Here is a 12997-nt window from a genome sequence, read left to right as displayed (position 1 = left end):
GAACGCTGAAAGCGTGGAATAACGCGACAGGGTGGCTCAAAACTTCTGACGCACTGCACTACCTCTTAGCTCGAGTGAGGATCAGGGCGGCGGATTGGCGGTCGCAGGTTAGGTGGGGGATTAGGATGTGATTAGGCGAGGAACCGCTGGAGAACAGCTTGACGGCTTGGGCGGTGACCAGGGCGGGGGTGGCGCCCAGGGCGTTGCCGGGGTCGGGGGACGGGTACTGGATGGGGAGGTCGGTGTCGGGGAAGATGGAGCGCAGGGCGCTTGTGAGTTGGGTCTTGAGAGTTGAGCTCTTGGACGGAACGGCCAGTATGAGATCAATGTCGGCGGACTCCAGTCCCGCTTCTTGCAGGGCGCCGGTGACGGCCTGTGCCAGCAGGTCGACCGAAGGGGTTTCGGGAGTGCCGCAGGATTGTCCGTAGCCGGCGATGATGGCCAGGGGGCGCTTGGACTGCGAGAGCGGCTGCAGGGCCAGCATGGCGGCTCCTTCCGCGACCCCCCCGCCTTGGCCGTTTGGGGTGAGGCGGCGCTGGGCTTCTTGGGCGTAGGTCGAGGCCTCCTCGGTGCCTCCCGCCAGAAGGGCGCGGGCGCGTCCGGCGCGCAGGGCCTGGGCCGCGTAGGCGATGGCCGTCAGCGAGGACGTCATGCCCGAGGTGATGGTGGAGTTGAGCCCCTGCAATCCCAACTTGATGGCCGTCTGCCCGGCGGGGGCGTTGATGACGGTGGCTGCGAAAGCCGCCGGATTGACGAAGCGGGGCGAGTCTTCCAGGATGCTCCTGTCGAAGTCGGCGATGCTTTGCAGTCCGCCTACCAGGGTGCCGTTGACCAGTCCGATGGAGGAGGGGTCCTGGGCCAGCAGATCGCCTAAGTGGGCGTCCTCGACGGCGAATTTGGCGGCGCAGGCCAGCAGCCGGGCCGGACGGTCGAGGACCCTCAAGCCTTTGCCCCCCAAGACCGCCTTAGGATCGAGATCGGAGTCGTGAGTGATGACGCCCATGCCCGTGACGGCGATCCCGCTCAAGTCCGCCTTCATCGAGGGCCTGCCCTCCTTGCGCGAAGGAGGGTCCCACTGGCGCAGGCAGAGGGAAGCGTTGGTGCCGCCGAAGGCATAGGCATTGTTGAGCACCACCTTGGGGTTGACCCGCCGGGCCGTGTTGGGGACGCAGTCGATGGGGCAGTCCGGGTCGGGAGTCTGGAAGTTGATGGTGGGCGGCACCTCCCCCGTGTGGATGGCCAGCGCGCAGGCGGCGGCCTCGATGGCGCTGGCGGCGCCCATGGTGTGCCCCATCATCGACTTGATGGAACTCATGGGCAGCTTGCGGGCCCGCTCCCCGAAGACGCGGTGGACGGCCCGCGACTCGATGCGGTCGTTGGTGGGCGTCCCGGTGCCGTGGGCGCAGATGTAGTCGATGTCGTCGGGATCGAGTCCGCTCTCCAGCAAGGCGGCTTCGATGGCGCGCACGGCGCCGTCCCCGTCGGGATGCCCGGCCGTCATGTGATGGGCGTCGCAACTGGCTCCGCAGGCCAGGACTTCGGCGTAGATGCGGGCACCTCGGCGGCGAGCCGAGTCCCCGCTTTCCAGCACCAGGGTAGCGGCTCCCTCGCCGGGGATCATCCCCTGACGGTCGCGGTCGAAGGGACGGCACAAGTCGGGGGCGATGGCGCCCAGGCGTCCGAAGCCCGCGTAAGGGATGCGCGAGAAGGCGTCGCTGCCGCCCGCCAGGGCCATGTCGAGGCGTCCGCCGAGGATGAGGTCGCGGGCATAACCGATGGCGAAGTTGCCGGCTGCGCAGGCGTTGGGGATGGTGAGCGCGCCCCCCGTCCATAACAGCTCGTCGGCCACCCGGTGAGCCAAGGTCGAACAGGGATATTGAGTGAAGAGCCGGTCGGCAAAAGCATCGACCCGGCCCGCCTTGAGGGCGTCGTTGTACTGCTCGACGATGAGGGGCTCGCCCGAAGTCGTGCCCATGACCACGCCGCACCGGTGAGGACGGTAGAGGTCATCGGCCTGCGCCAGTTCGGCGTCCTGCAAAGCCATCAAGGCCGAAGCCACGGCCATCTGGGAGGCGCGTCCCATCTGCTCGGGGTGCTGCCGCCGCAGATAGCGGACGGGATCGAAACCGCGCACTTCGCCTCCCATGGTGGCCGGATAGTCGTGGGTGGAAAAAGCCCTGACCGGAGCGGTGCCGCAGGCACCTTTCAGCAGGTTGTCCCAGACCTCTTCGTGACCGATTCCCAGAGGGGTGACGAGTCCGATGCCCGTTATGACGACACGACGGTGATCCATGTTCTTCCTTCGTGAAATCAACCGGCGACTTGGACTTTTTGGCCCTGATTGAGGTACTCCCTCACCAGCGCAACCGACTCCTCAAGGGTGTCGATTTCGCGGAACTTTTCGTCGGGGATGTCGATGTCATAGTGCTTGTCGATCATCACCAGCATCTCGATAGCGGTCAGTGAATCGACCTCCAGCTCTTCGCTGAAGCTGGTCGAGTCGGTCACCTCGTCGGGCTCGCATTCCATCAATTCGCAGACCAAATCGCGGATGTAGTTGCGGATGGCTTCAGGTTCAGTTGATGGGGCGTTCATACCACTCCTCCTCAATCGTGTGTTTCGCGTTGTTGAAGACTAGCGTGAGAGCCTGCGGATAACGGGCCCGACGGATGGAAGGGTACCTCGCCCCCCGATTCCCGCCGATCATCGGCGAGACCCCCGACGCTTATTTTTTGAGACGGTTGGGAGGCGAGCTCGCTCCCAACGATCCATCCCTTTCTTAAATAGTTAACGTTGCCCAGAGGCGAAATGCCTCGTTGAAAATTTGTGGGAGCCCCCAAAAAGTTTACAAGCGTTGTCCCGCTCCGGGACAGAGGCGCCAATGGATGGAACTGGCGCAAGGCGGGCCTGGTCTGGTATTCCCTGCGATAGCGCCGGTGTTGCGGGGTGTCGGGGTAACGCTCCTCGGGACCGTAGGGATAACCGCTCATGCCGTGGAAGGGCAGCGGTTCGACTGTCGTTCCATGGGCGGTGTTGAGGTCTCCGTCCTTGACCCAGCCGTCGGCGAAGAGAAGATATTGGCGGCTGTGTCCCGCGGGCGGCTCAGGCAGGGCGCCGGCGTCGAAGCTCAAACGCAACTCGTCTCCGGCGCCCATGATGACGAAGCGGTCGTCGATTCGGCCCAACAACTGGTCGACTCGTCCCAGGCGCGTGTAGTGTCCGCGGGCCTGGTTGAAGCGCGTCCAGGGCCGCCACTGCTGATAGTCGAAGGCGTCCGGCTGGCGGCGCTGGGGATCGACGATGGGCTTGGAGAATCCGCGGTAGTCGAGGACGGCTTGGGCCAAGGGAATCTCGTGAAGGATGGCCGGCGGCTCCTCCACTTCCCGACTGAGGAAAACCTCGTCCCAATGCACGGCCCAGGAGGTGACGATGCGCAGCCGCAGCGATTCGTTTCCCTCTCCTTGGCCGGAGGGCAACTCGAGGGGAACCGCGATCGTCTTCCACTTGCCCGCCGGAGCTCCCAGGTCTTCAACCAGGAGGCGCCATTCTCCGTCCGCGCCCAGACGCTCCAGGCGAGGAGGGGCGGCGCTGATCCCGGCTTGGTCGGAATGGACAAAGGTGCTGGCATCGGCCCAGTCCAGCCATCCGTGCAGAACCAGCAGGGCTCGGTCCAACTCCGGCTGGGGCCCGAAATCCAGTTCCAGGACGTGCTCGGGCAAGACTCCCCGATCAGCCAAACGGCTGCTGGAATCGCCGGTCCCTGGAGTGACGGCGCGGGTGTCGCGGACGGACAGCAGCGGCAGCAGGTCGTTGCCCGAACCGTCGGTGGCGGCTCGGGGGCGGATAGGCTTCTCCACGCCGTAGAGGCGGAACTCGGGAAAGGGAGGCGACTTGAAGCGGTCGCTGGTGTAGATGTCGAGTCGGCTGGGATGATCGACGGCCATAAGGCGCAGTTGGTCGAGGTAAGCCACCTCGCGCAGTTCTTCCGTAAGGCGGATCTCCAGCCGTCCCCCGCGCTCCACCAGAGCCTCGCCGGGAATCTGTATGTACTCGTCGTGGTCGGCTTGAAAGTAGACCCCGTCCCCGGCGGACGCGCCCAGCGGCGCCACTCCCAGTATGTCGTTGATGAAGCGGAAGCGCTGCCCGTCCCAGGTAAAGACCATGGGGCAGGACCCGGAGAGCTGCTTGGCTTCGCGGTAAGCGTGGCGCTGTCCCGGCTCCGGCAGCGGCTCGTTCTGGATGAGTCCGTTGGGCCAGGTGATGCGCACGGTATCGACGCGGGGCTGATCTCCCAGTCCGAAGTGCAGCGGACGCCCACGATAGATGCGCTTCTGGTAGAGGCTGCCTGCCTTCACCTCCACCTCTCCATGATGGGCCGTGCGCAGATTGCGTTCGCCCCGCAGCAGGACGGAGATCCACTGGCCGCCGGCCTTGCCGTCCTCCAGCCGCATCAATTGGCCCTCCTCGGTGAGGGCCAGCAGCGCGGGCGCAGAGGACGGCGGGACCGCCTCTGGAAGGCCGCCGCCCCACCAGGCCACGGCCTCGCTCAGAGGCAAGTCCATGGGCGGGCCGAAGCGCCCTTGCCCCAGGTTGCGCCGCCAGGCACTGCCCAGGAAGAGATCAGGCCAGCCGCGGTTGGAAGGATCGGCCAGCAGGAAAGGCCCCTGGCTCGAATCCAGCAGCGAACGGGCATAGCCGTCGGAAGTGCGGCGCAGCAGGTGCAATCCCTGCTCGCCGCCGGCCAGCAGGTCGCTGTGCCCGTCGTTGTCGACGTCGAAGGAAAGCAGGCGGCGGGTAGCGGCGGGAAGCGCCTCCAGTTCCCGGGCCAGGTACTTGCCGCCGAGTTGATCGAGGTAGAGCATGGAGGGCCCGTCCTGGTAGCTGACGACCAGGTCCATGCCCTCCCAGTCCTTGACGTGATCGTGGAAAGCGGCGGCGGTGACGCGTCCGGACTTGAAGGGAAAGAGGTCGCTGCGGTCCACGAAGCCCTCTTGCCCTTGGTTGCGCAGCAGGCTCGACTGCCGGCCGAAAAGGAAAAGGTCGAGATCGTAGTCGTGATCGAAGTCGAGCCAGAGAGCGCGCTCGTAATCCCCTTCGGCCAGTGCCTCCTCAACTTCTTCGAACCCCTGAGGACGGTTGAGGAAGAGGCGCACCTTGTCGGCCTCGACCAGGGCCAGATCTTGAGCGCCGTCATCGTCCACGTCGCCCACGGCCACGTCGAGCAGGGGACCCCTCACGTCCAATCCCGGAGTCTGGATGGGCTGCAACCCATGCCGGTAGAGTCGAAAAGTGTCCGAAAACCACACCATCAGCATCGATTCGCCCTCCGCACCCATGATGCGGCGGATTCCGCCGCCCGAAGAGTCTTCTGCCGCGCCCAGGGAGTCGACCTGGCTCACCCGCCAGCCGGCGGACTGCGGAGCCGCCCGCGGTACGCTGTCGACAGGATCGTAGATCTCGGCGTGGATGCTCCACTCCAGGTCCTCGGGGATGGGGGCGTCCTTTTGAGCTTCTTTGAGCCGTCGGAAGATCTCCATCTCTTCCTCGGCCTTCTCGCGGTCTCCCGCCGCCCGATAGAGGTTGGAAAGCTGAAAGTGGGGAGCCGCCAGCATGTGGTCGAGTCGGGCGGCTTGCTGAAAGCTCTCGAGAGCCTCTTCGAGACGTCCTTCCAACCGGTAAAGGAGTCCCAGGTTGTAATGGGTCACGGCGATCTCGGGAGCCAGGCGGCGATGTCCTTCAAACTGCCGGAGAGCCTTTTCGAATTCCCCTTCGCGCTTGTAAAAGACGCCCAGGTTGAACCAGGTGTGAGGGACGTCGGGATGGTCCTCCTGAATGCTGTTCAGAAGGGGGACGGCCTCCTCGGTCTTGCCGTTGCGCAGCAGGGCCAGGGCGTAGTTGACCCGCTCTCGGGGCGAGTCGGGGGCCAGGTCGAGGGCCTTGCGGAACTCCTCGATGGCCTTGGGCTGGGTGACGGTGTTCTCGTAGTAGGCCTTGCCCAGGTTGCGGTGCTGCCAGAGGCGTTCTTCCTGCGGCTGCTCCTGGTTGCCGGAAGCTTGGGGGGCGGCCTCTTGCCGGGGCTGCAGAGACACCAGCAGAGGACCCGCCATCAGTATGAGGAGGACAATTAGGCGCATGGATCGTGAATCCCTCGGACGATAAGGCAAGCTCCCTCTCTCAGGCCCCTTTCAAGTCAGCCTGCTGGTCGCTCGTTCGCGGGGATATCTCCTTTCGTGGCTTGAGAGAGGGGGGTGAGTCGGTTGATGGGGACGCTTCGCTTCTCGATTTCGCCGTTGGGCCAGCGGATGGTGATTTCGACCTCGTTGCCGGCCTCCTGCCCGTCCGCCAGACCGAAGTGGACGACCTTGCTGCTCTGTCCGGCGTAACCGTTTCCGCCCTGCACTTCGCGGATTTGGGTGCTGCTCCCGTGGCTGAGGGTGACGCGGCTTCCGATGGCGTCCCGGTTCGATCCCGCAGCAGGATCGCCCACCAGCCTGAGGGCCAGCCAATCGCCTGCCTGCACGCTGGTGTTGCGGAAGTAGAGGACCGGTTGGTCGGCGTTGCTGACCAGCATGTCGAGGCGTCCGTCGCGGTCGAAATCGGCGATGGCCACGCCGCGGCCGTCCAGCCTGCTGTCGACTCCGGCGGCGGCGGCCATCTCGCGGAAGAGCCCCGCTCCCAGGTTGTGGAAGAGCTTGCTGGGCTGGTAGCCGCTCCAACTGCGTCCCTCGATGTCGGGCCAGGAGCGCAGGTCGCTGAAGTCGGGTTCCTGAATGAGCATCTCGAAGAGGATGGGGATGAAGTTTTCTTGGCTGCCCGAGTGCAGTCCGTTGACGGCATAGAGGTCTTGCAGTCCGTCGTTGTCGAAGTCGGCGAACTTGGCGCCCCACCCCCACAGGGTGTTGCAGGTGCCGGTCTCCTTGGACAGGTCGGTGAAGGTGCCGTCGGCGTTGTTGCGCCACAGCATGTTGCATTCCTTCATGTACTCGTCGGTGATGTTGGTGACGTAGACGTCCAGCCATCCGTCGTTGTCGTAGTCGGCTACCTCGGCGTTCATGCCTTTCTTGGTGTCGAATCCGCCCAGACCCTCTTGGGTGGCGTCACGGAAGGTGCCGTCGCCGTTGTTGAAGTAGAGCCGGTCCGTTCCGTAGTCGCCGGCCAGGTAGAGGTCGGGATGCCCGTCGTTGTCGAAATCGCCGTGGCCGGCGTCGAGAATCCATCCCTTCTGGTTGGCCAGTCCGGCCGCCTCGGTGCGGTCAGCGAACTTGCCGCCGCCCAGGTTGCGGAAAAGGGTGACGCCTCCCCCGTTGTGGGCGTCGTCGAGATTGTCGGGCAGCACGCGGGGGTCTTCCAGGTCGAGCAGACTGGAGGGGGCGAAGTAGTTGCCCAGCAGCACGTCCAGGCGTCCGTCGGAATCGTAGTCGAAGGCGATGGCGGCGATGGAGTTGGCGAACTGCTCCAGTCCGCTCGAGGCGGTGACGTCGCTGAAACGTCCCTGTCCTTCATTTCGATAGAGCAGCGAGGTGCCGAAGCGCACCACCAGCAAGTCGGAATGGCCGTCGTTGTCGTAGTCGAACCAGAGGGCGTCGGAGACGATGTTGTTCTCGTCGTTTCCGCCCGCCACTCCGGCCCGGGCGGTGACGTCCTCAAAGGTGCCGTCGCCGCGGTTGCGCAGCAAGGCGTTGGGGGCGTCCTCGGCCGAGGAGGTGAGGAAGACGTCGTCGTATCCGTCGCCGTCGAAATCATCCACCGCTACCGCGGCTCCGCCCGAGGTGAACATCTCCAGGACCTGGTCCTTAAGTCCGCGGAAGTCGCGCGTCCGGTGGGTGAAGCGGATGCCCGAAGACTCGGCCTGCTCCCGAAAGCTGATGGCCGGAGGGCTGTCCGGTTCGTGCGGTGAAGCCTGCGGCAGGCCCGGAGACGAGCCGACGGCGACAAGCAAGGCTGCCATGGTCAGGACGTTGAGGCGGGCGGCATTCATCACGGCTGTTCCTCCCCGCCCTGGGAGGACGGTTGCTGCTGGCTCCACAGTTCCCTCAGATCGCTGTCCACCCGCACGTTGGGATCGTAGCCGGCGTCCACCACCTGGGCCAGCGCCTCTCCCGAGGCCTCCACCCGCCGCTTGAGTTTCCGGCTGGAGGGGAATTCGCTCAGGCCCTTGCGCCACATCGCTTTGGCCTCTTCTTCCCGGCCCACCTTGTAGTAACCGTCCCCCAGCGAGAGATAGACGCGCAGGTGGTAGCTGCGCTTGGGTTGATCCTGCTGCATGGCGTAGGCCTTTTCAAGGTCGGCGACGCCCAGAGGGGCCCGGTTGAAGACCTTGGGCCAGAAGAGGTAGCTGTTGCCCCGCGTGTAGAGGCCTAGCCAGGTGGGACGGATCTCCACCGAGCGGGTGAAGTGCTTGAGCGACTTGTTGGCCAACAGCACCTGAGTGATGGAGCCCGCGCTGGGGATCTTGTCGACATAGGCCAATCCGTAGTTGAGGAAAGCGTAGGCCGCCTGGGGATTGTCGCTGGTGAGCTCTTGGAAGAACGCCAAGGCGCGGTCGTAGGCCCCGGCCTCGATGACCGTCATGCGGTACTCGCTGGCCAAGCGCAGGCTGTCGGGGTTTTCGGCCAGGGCCTGCTCGAAGAGCGTCAGGGCCTGCTCAAAGTCCTCGGCGGCGCGGGCCTCCTGAGCCTGACGGTACTGCTCTTCGAGGTCGTTGGCGACGACGGCCGCAGGTCCCGCCGCCAGGCAGAGCGAAAAGGAGGAGAACAGCAACAAGCGGGTCATGGTCAGCTTCATCGGATTTCCTCTCCACCGGCGCCTTCTTCCCTGGGAGCCAGAAGCGGCTGGGCCTGGGCCGACTGGCCTTCGGTGATGCGGTAGAGCCGGTTGGCTTGCAGCGGACCCAGCCGCTGGCGGCGTCCCGAGGGCCAGCGGATCTCGACTTGCTCGGCCTCGTCGGCCGCGCCCAGGCCGAAATGGAGACGGGTCGTGGACTGGGAGGCAAAGCCGTTTCCGCCGTCGACAAAGCGCATCTGGTTCCGTCCGCCGCTGCTGATGCGCACCTGCGCTCCCACGGCCAAACGGTTGGAGCCGGGAGATTTGAGGCTGAAGGCGATCCAGTTGGCGTCGGGGCCCAGAGGACGCTGGTTGCGGAAGAGATGGGGAGCGGCATTGGCATTGGAGACGAAGAGGTCGAGGCGTCCGTCGTTGTCGAAGTCGGCCACCGCGATTCCCCGTCCGTCGCGGGACGAGTCGAGCCCGTGGCGGGAAGCCTGATCGACGAAGATCTGTCCGCCCCGGTTGTGGAAGAGCCGCGATCGTTGATGTCCGCTCAGACTTCGCTGTCCCATGGCCGGCCATTTTCGCACGTCGCTGAGATCCATCCGGCCCTCCTCGTCGGCTTCGCGGATGAGCATCTCGAAGATGACGGGCACGTAGCTTTCTTCTCCCGCCGATACCCAGCCGTTGACCACGTAGAGGTCGAGCCAGCCGTCATGGTCGTAGTCGAGAAATTTGCCGGCCCAGCCCCAGCCGCTGTCGTAGGTTTCGGTTTCGCGGGCCACGTCCGAGAAGGTGCCGTCGCCGTTGTTGTGCCAGAGGAAGTTTCCTTCACGCATGTAGTCGTCGGTAATGTTGGTGACGTAGACGTCGAGCCGTCCGTCGTTGTCGTAGTCGCCCCAGTCGACGTTCATGCCCTTCTTGGTGTCGATTCCGATGGCCTCTCGGGTTCGGTCGCTGAAGGTGCCGTCGCCGTTGTTGACGAAGAAGCGGTCGGTGCCGAAATCGGCCGCCAGGTAGAGGTCCTGGTCGCCGTCGTTGTCGTAGTCGGCGTGTCCCAGGTCGAGCGTCCAGCCGCTGAGGCCGGCCAGTCCGGCTGAAGCGGTGGCGTCTTCGAAGGTGCCGTCGCCGCGGTTGCGCCAGAGGCGCAGTCCGCCCCCGTTTTGGGCCGTTTCCATGTTTTCGGGAAAGAAGCGCGGGGTGTCGGGATCAAAAATGTCGACGTCGGAAAAATAGCGTCCCAGCAGAATATCGAGCCAGCCGTCGCCGTCGTAGTCAAAGGTGATCGCGCAGATGGCATTTTGGCGGCCTAGCAGTCCGGCCTCGCGGGTGACGTCCTGGAAGGCGCCTTGTCCCCGGTTGCGGAAGAGAAGGCTCTGCCCGAAGCGCACCAGGAAGAGGTCGGGGCGGGCGTCGTTGTCGTAGTCGATCCAGAGGGCGTCGGCGGAGGCGTTGCGCGCGTCGTTACCCATGGCCAGGCCCGCTTCTGAGGCCACGTCGGTGAAGGTGAAATCGCCGTTGTTGCGCCACAGCAGGTTGCGTCCCTGGCTGGCCGAGTCGGTGACGTAGATGTCGTCGAATCCGTCCCCGTTGAAATCGGCCACGGCGGCGGCGGCGCCCAGCGCGGTATATCCCTGCATGATCTCGGCGTAAGGGTTGTCGAAAGTCCGGTTGCGGTGAGGAACCTCGACGCCTGCGGCGGCGCTTCGCTCTTGGAACCAGGGGCCTCCCTCGGGACCGGAAAGCGCTCCCGGAGAAAGGGTCGTCGCAACCACGGCAAGAGCCGATGTCAGTGCCGACGCTTTCATGGACGATCTCCCTTCCCTTTGGCTGTGTCCGTGTCGAGTTCTCCGCCCTTGCCTTCCACGACGTGGACGAGTTGGTTGGCGGCCAATCCGCTGAATTGCTGGCGCAGGCCGGAAGCGGGCCAGAGGACGGTGAGCCGGTCGATGCGCTCAGCCGACCCGATGCCGAAGTGCTGGCGCAGGGGATTTTGCGACCCATAGCCGTCGCCCAGCACCACCTCGCGCATCTGAATCTGTCCGCCTGCCCGCAGCACGATGCGGGCTCCCACCGCATCGCGGTTGGAGCGCCTGCCCTCTAATTGTACCTGTATCCAGCGACCGGCCGGGTAGCGGTTGCGCAGCAAGGCGTGACGGTCGTCGCAAGCCGCCACGGCCAAATCGAGGCGTCCCCGGTTGAGGAAGTCGGCTGCGGCCACTCCGCGGCTGTTGAGCAACAGTCCGGCGCCGCTGGCATATCCGACCTCGCGGAAGGTGCCGTCGCCCTGGTTCCAGAGCAGGCGGTTGCGCTGGTATCCGTGCCAGGAACGGCCCTGGAAGCGGTCGGGATCAAAGAGAGCGCCGCTCTTGAAGCGTTCGGGACGGTAGATGGAGTCGGCCAGGAAGTCGAGTTCGATCTCGGTGCCGGGACGCCCGTAAATCCAGCCGTTGGCGGCGTAGAAATCGAGGTCCCCGTCGTTGTCGAGATCGCCCGCCGCGTTGCCCCAGAACCATCCGGGCGGATTGGCGCGGGCCCGCCAGGTCACGTCCTCGAAGGTGCCGTTACCGCGATTGCGCAGCAAGGTGTTGCCCCAGGACATCTGCTGGAAGACGGGGAGAGGGTCGAGTCCGCTCTGGGAGGCGATTTCCCAGTAGATGGGCAGCTCGCCGAACAAGTATCCGGTGCGCAGCCTGTTGACGAAATGGGCCCACACGGTGGGCGCCTCGGCCATCCAGGCGAAGTCGGAGCGGATGTTGGTGACGTAGAGATCGAGGTGCTGATCGTTGTCGTAGTCGGCCAGGGTGGCGTTCATGCCCGCGCCGTAGGCCAGGGCGCCCGACTCGGTGGTGACGTCGGCAAAGCGTCCGCCGCCCAGGTTGCGGTAGAGGGTGTTGCGTCCGAAGTCGTTGACCACGTAGAGGTCGGGATCGCCGTCGTCGTCGTAGTCGCCGAAGACCGTCCCCAGGCACAGTCCCTTATCGCCCACGCCGGCCTCGCCGGTGATGTCGGTGAAGCGGAATCGGCCCTCGTTGCGGTAGAGGCGGTTGGCCTCGCCGTTGCGAGCGTACAGGAAGGTGGGGATGTCCCGGCGGGGGTCGATGTAGCGTCCGACGTAGACGTCGAGGTCGCCGTCGCCGTCGATGTCGGCCATGGAGGCCGCCGTGGTGCAGCAGTCCTGGCCCAGTCCCGAATCGGCCGTCAGGTCCTGGAAGGTGCCGTCGCCGAGGTTGCGGAAGACCTGATTGGGACTGAAGGTGCGGCTGACGAAGAGGTCGCGCCGCCCGTCGTTGTCGAGGTCGGCGAAGAGAGCCACGCTGACGCCGTCGAGTCCGCTCAGGCCGGCCGACTCGGTAACGTCCTGGAAGGTGCCGTCGCCGAGGTTGCGCATCAGTCGCAAGTGCACGCCGTCGGGAAAGAGGAGGTCGATGTGGCCGTCCTTGTCGTAGTCCGCGGCCGTGATGCCGCCGGGACCGTAGCGGATCATGGGGAAAGCCAAGCCGGCTTCCAGGAAGGGCGGATAGATGCGGTGGCGGAAATCGGTGCCGGAGGCGGCCGCCACGTCACTGAACAGGAGAGCCGGACTGCGGGTGCGTACGCCCTCTACCCACTCGGCGGAGGTCACCACCGGCCCCGCGCGCTGGGATGAAGCGTGGCCCGTTCCCCGATGGTCGGGACGCCCGCCGGCGGCTTCAACAACACCGCTGGAGGCAGCCGCCGAATCGGCGCGGGGACGAAAACGCAGGCGCCACATCATGGTGTCCTGCAGGCGCGATCCGTCGGAAAGCACCGTCCCTGAGACGGCGATGCGGACGGTGGCCGTCCACAAGGCGGACCGCTCTTCGATGCGGTGCAGGTTGATGCGGATGTCCTCGACTTGCAGTGCCGACAGGTAGCTGAGCCAGGACTGCACGGCTTGTGGGCGGTCTACGACACGCGGAGGCGGCGGCAACTCCTGCATGGTCAGGGGCGAATCCGTTGCCGGCGACCGGCCCCAGGCATCAGGGACCGTTCCGCTGAAATCAGGGGAAAAGCGGCGCGCGAGGGCCTGGCCGTCGCGCGAACGCAGTGCGTCCTGGAAGACTTGCAGCGAAGAGATGATGGCCCTTCCGTCCGCCAGGAAGGCCCGTCCGCGCCGGTCAGTGAGGGTAAGAGCGGCGAAGGAAGCGAGCAGAATCACGACAACGGAGAGCAGTAAACGCTTCCGACGGCTCATAGGATCTTGCACACG

The 12997-nt window shown here is 65.3% G+C and carries 7 protein-coding genes; all 7 read right to left on the bottom strand.

Features of this window, described 5'->3' with window-relative positions; genetic code table 11:
• Nucleotides 1-58: 58 nt before the first annotated feature.
• The 7 genes from VLU25_10495 to VLU25_10465 are packed head-to-tail and all read right to left on the bottom strand — an operon-like array spanning nucleotide 59 to nucleotide 12982.
• Complete coding sequence (locus VLU25_10495) at nucleotides 59-2293, bottom strand: beta-ketoacyl-[acyl-carrier-protein] synthase family protein (GenBank protein ID HSR68361.1); 2235 nt, start codon at nucleotides 2291-2293, stop codon at nucleotides 59-61.
• Between the two features lie 17 nt (nucleotides 2294-2310).
• Nucleotides 2311-2595 (bottom strand): acyl carrier protein, encoded by a 285-nt coding sequence (locus tag VLU25_10490; protein ID HSR68360.1) that lies wholly within the window; start codon nucleotides 2593-2595, stop codon nucleotides 2311-2313.
• Between the two features lie 11 nt (nucleotides 2596-2606).
• On the bottom strand, nucleotides 2607-6134 hold the full coding sequence (locus tag VLU25_10485; GenBank protein HSR68359.1) for a tetratricopeptide repeat protein: 3528 nt from the start codon (nucleotides 6132-6134) through the stop codon (nucleotides 2607-2609).
• 56 nt (nucleotides 6135-6190) lie between these two features.
• Nucleotides 6191-7978: a CRTAC1 family protein gene (locus VLU25_10480; GenBank protein HSR68358.1), complete on the bottom strand. Its 1788-nt coding sequence runs from the start codon at nucleotides 7976-7978 to the stop codon at nucleotides 6191-6193.
• Nucleotides 7978-8784, bottom strand: a complete 807-nt coding sequence (locus VLU25_10475; protein ID HSR68357.1) for a tetratricopeptide repeat protein — start codon at nucleotides 8782-8784, stop codon at nucleotides 7978-7980. Before VLU25_10475 ends, VLU25_10480 begins: the two co-directional genes overlap by 1 nt.
• The gene (locus VLU25_10470) at nucleotides 8781-10574 is read right to left on the bottom strand and encodes a CRTAC1 family protein (protein ID HSR68356.1); all 1794 of its coding nucleotides are present in this window, start codon (nucleotides 10572-10574) and stop codon (nucleotides 8781-8783) included. Before VLU25_10470 ends, VLU25_10475 begins: the two co-directional genes overlap by 4 nt.
• Nucleotides 10571-12982 carry a CRTAC1 family protein gene (locus VLU25_10465; protein HSR68355.1) on the bottom strand — a complete coding sequence of 804 codons (2412 nt, stop codon included), beginning with the start codon at nucleotides 12980-12982 and terminating at the stop codon, nucleotides 10571-10573. Before VLU25_10465 ends, VLU25_10470 begins: the two co-directional genes overlap by 4 nt.
• Between the last annotated feature and the right edge of the window lie 15 nt (nucleotides 12983-12997).

The sequence above is a fragment of the Acidobacteriota bacterium genome (assembly GCA_035471785.1).
Taxonomy (GTDB): Bacteria; Acidobacteriota; UBA6911; order RPQK01; family DATIPO01; genus JANQFM01.
This window is presented reverse-complemented; position numbering and strand designations above follow the sequence as displayed.

Coding starts and splice junctions, on each gene's coding strand:
- VLU25_10495 (HSR68361.1), bottom strand. CDS start 2,293: ATGGATCACCGTCGTGTCGTCATAACGGGCATCGGACTCGTCACCCCT.
- VLU25_10485 (HSR68359.1), bottom strand. CDS start 6,134: ATGCGCCTAATTGTCCTCCTCATACTGATGGCGGGTCCTCTGCTGGTG.
- VLU25_10480 (HSR68358.1), bottom strand. CDS start 7,978: ATGAATGCCGCCCGCCTCAACGTCCTGACCATGGCAGCCTTGCTTGTC.
- VLU25_10475 (HSR68357.1), bottom strand. CDS start 8,784: ATGAAGCTGACCATGACCCGCTTGTTGCTGTTCTCCTCCTTTTCGCTC.
- VLU25_10490 (HSR68360.1), bottom strand. CDS start 2,595: ATGAACGCCCCATCAACTGAACCTGAAGCCATCCGCAACTACATCCGC.
- VLU25_10470 (HSR68356.1), bottom strand. CDS start 10,574: ATGAAAGCGTCGGCACTGACATCGGCTCTTGCCGTGGTTGCGACGACC.
- VLU25_10465 (HSR68355.1), bottom strand. CDS start 12,982: ATGAGCCGTCGGAAGCGTTTACTGCTCTCCGTTGTCGTGATTCTGCTC.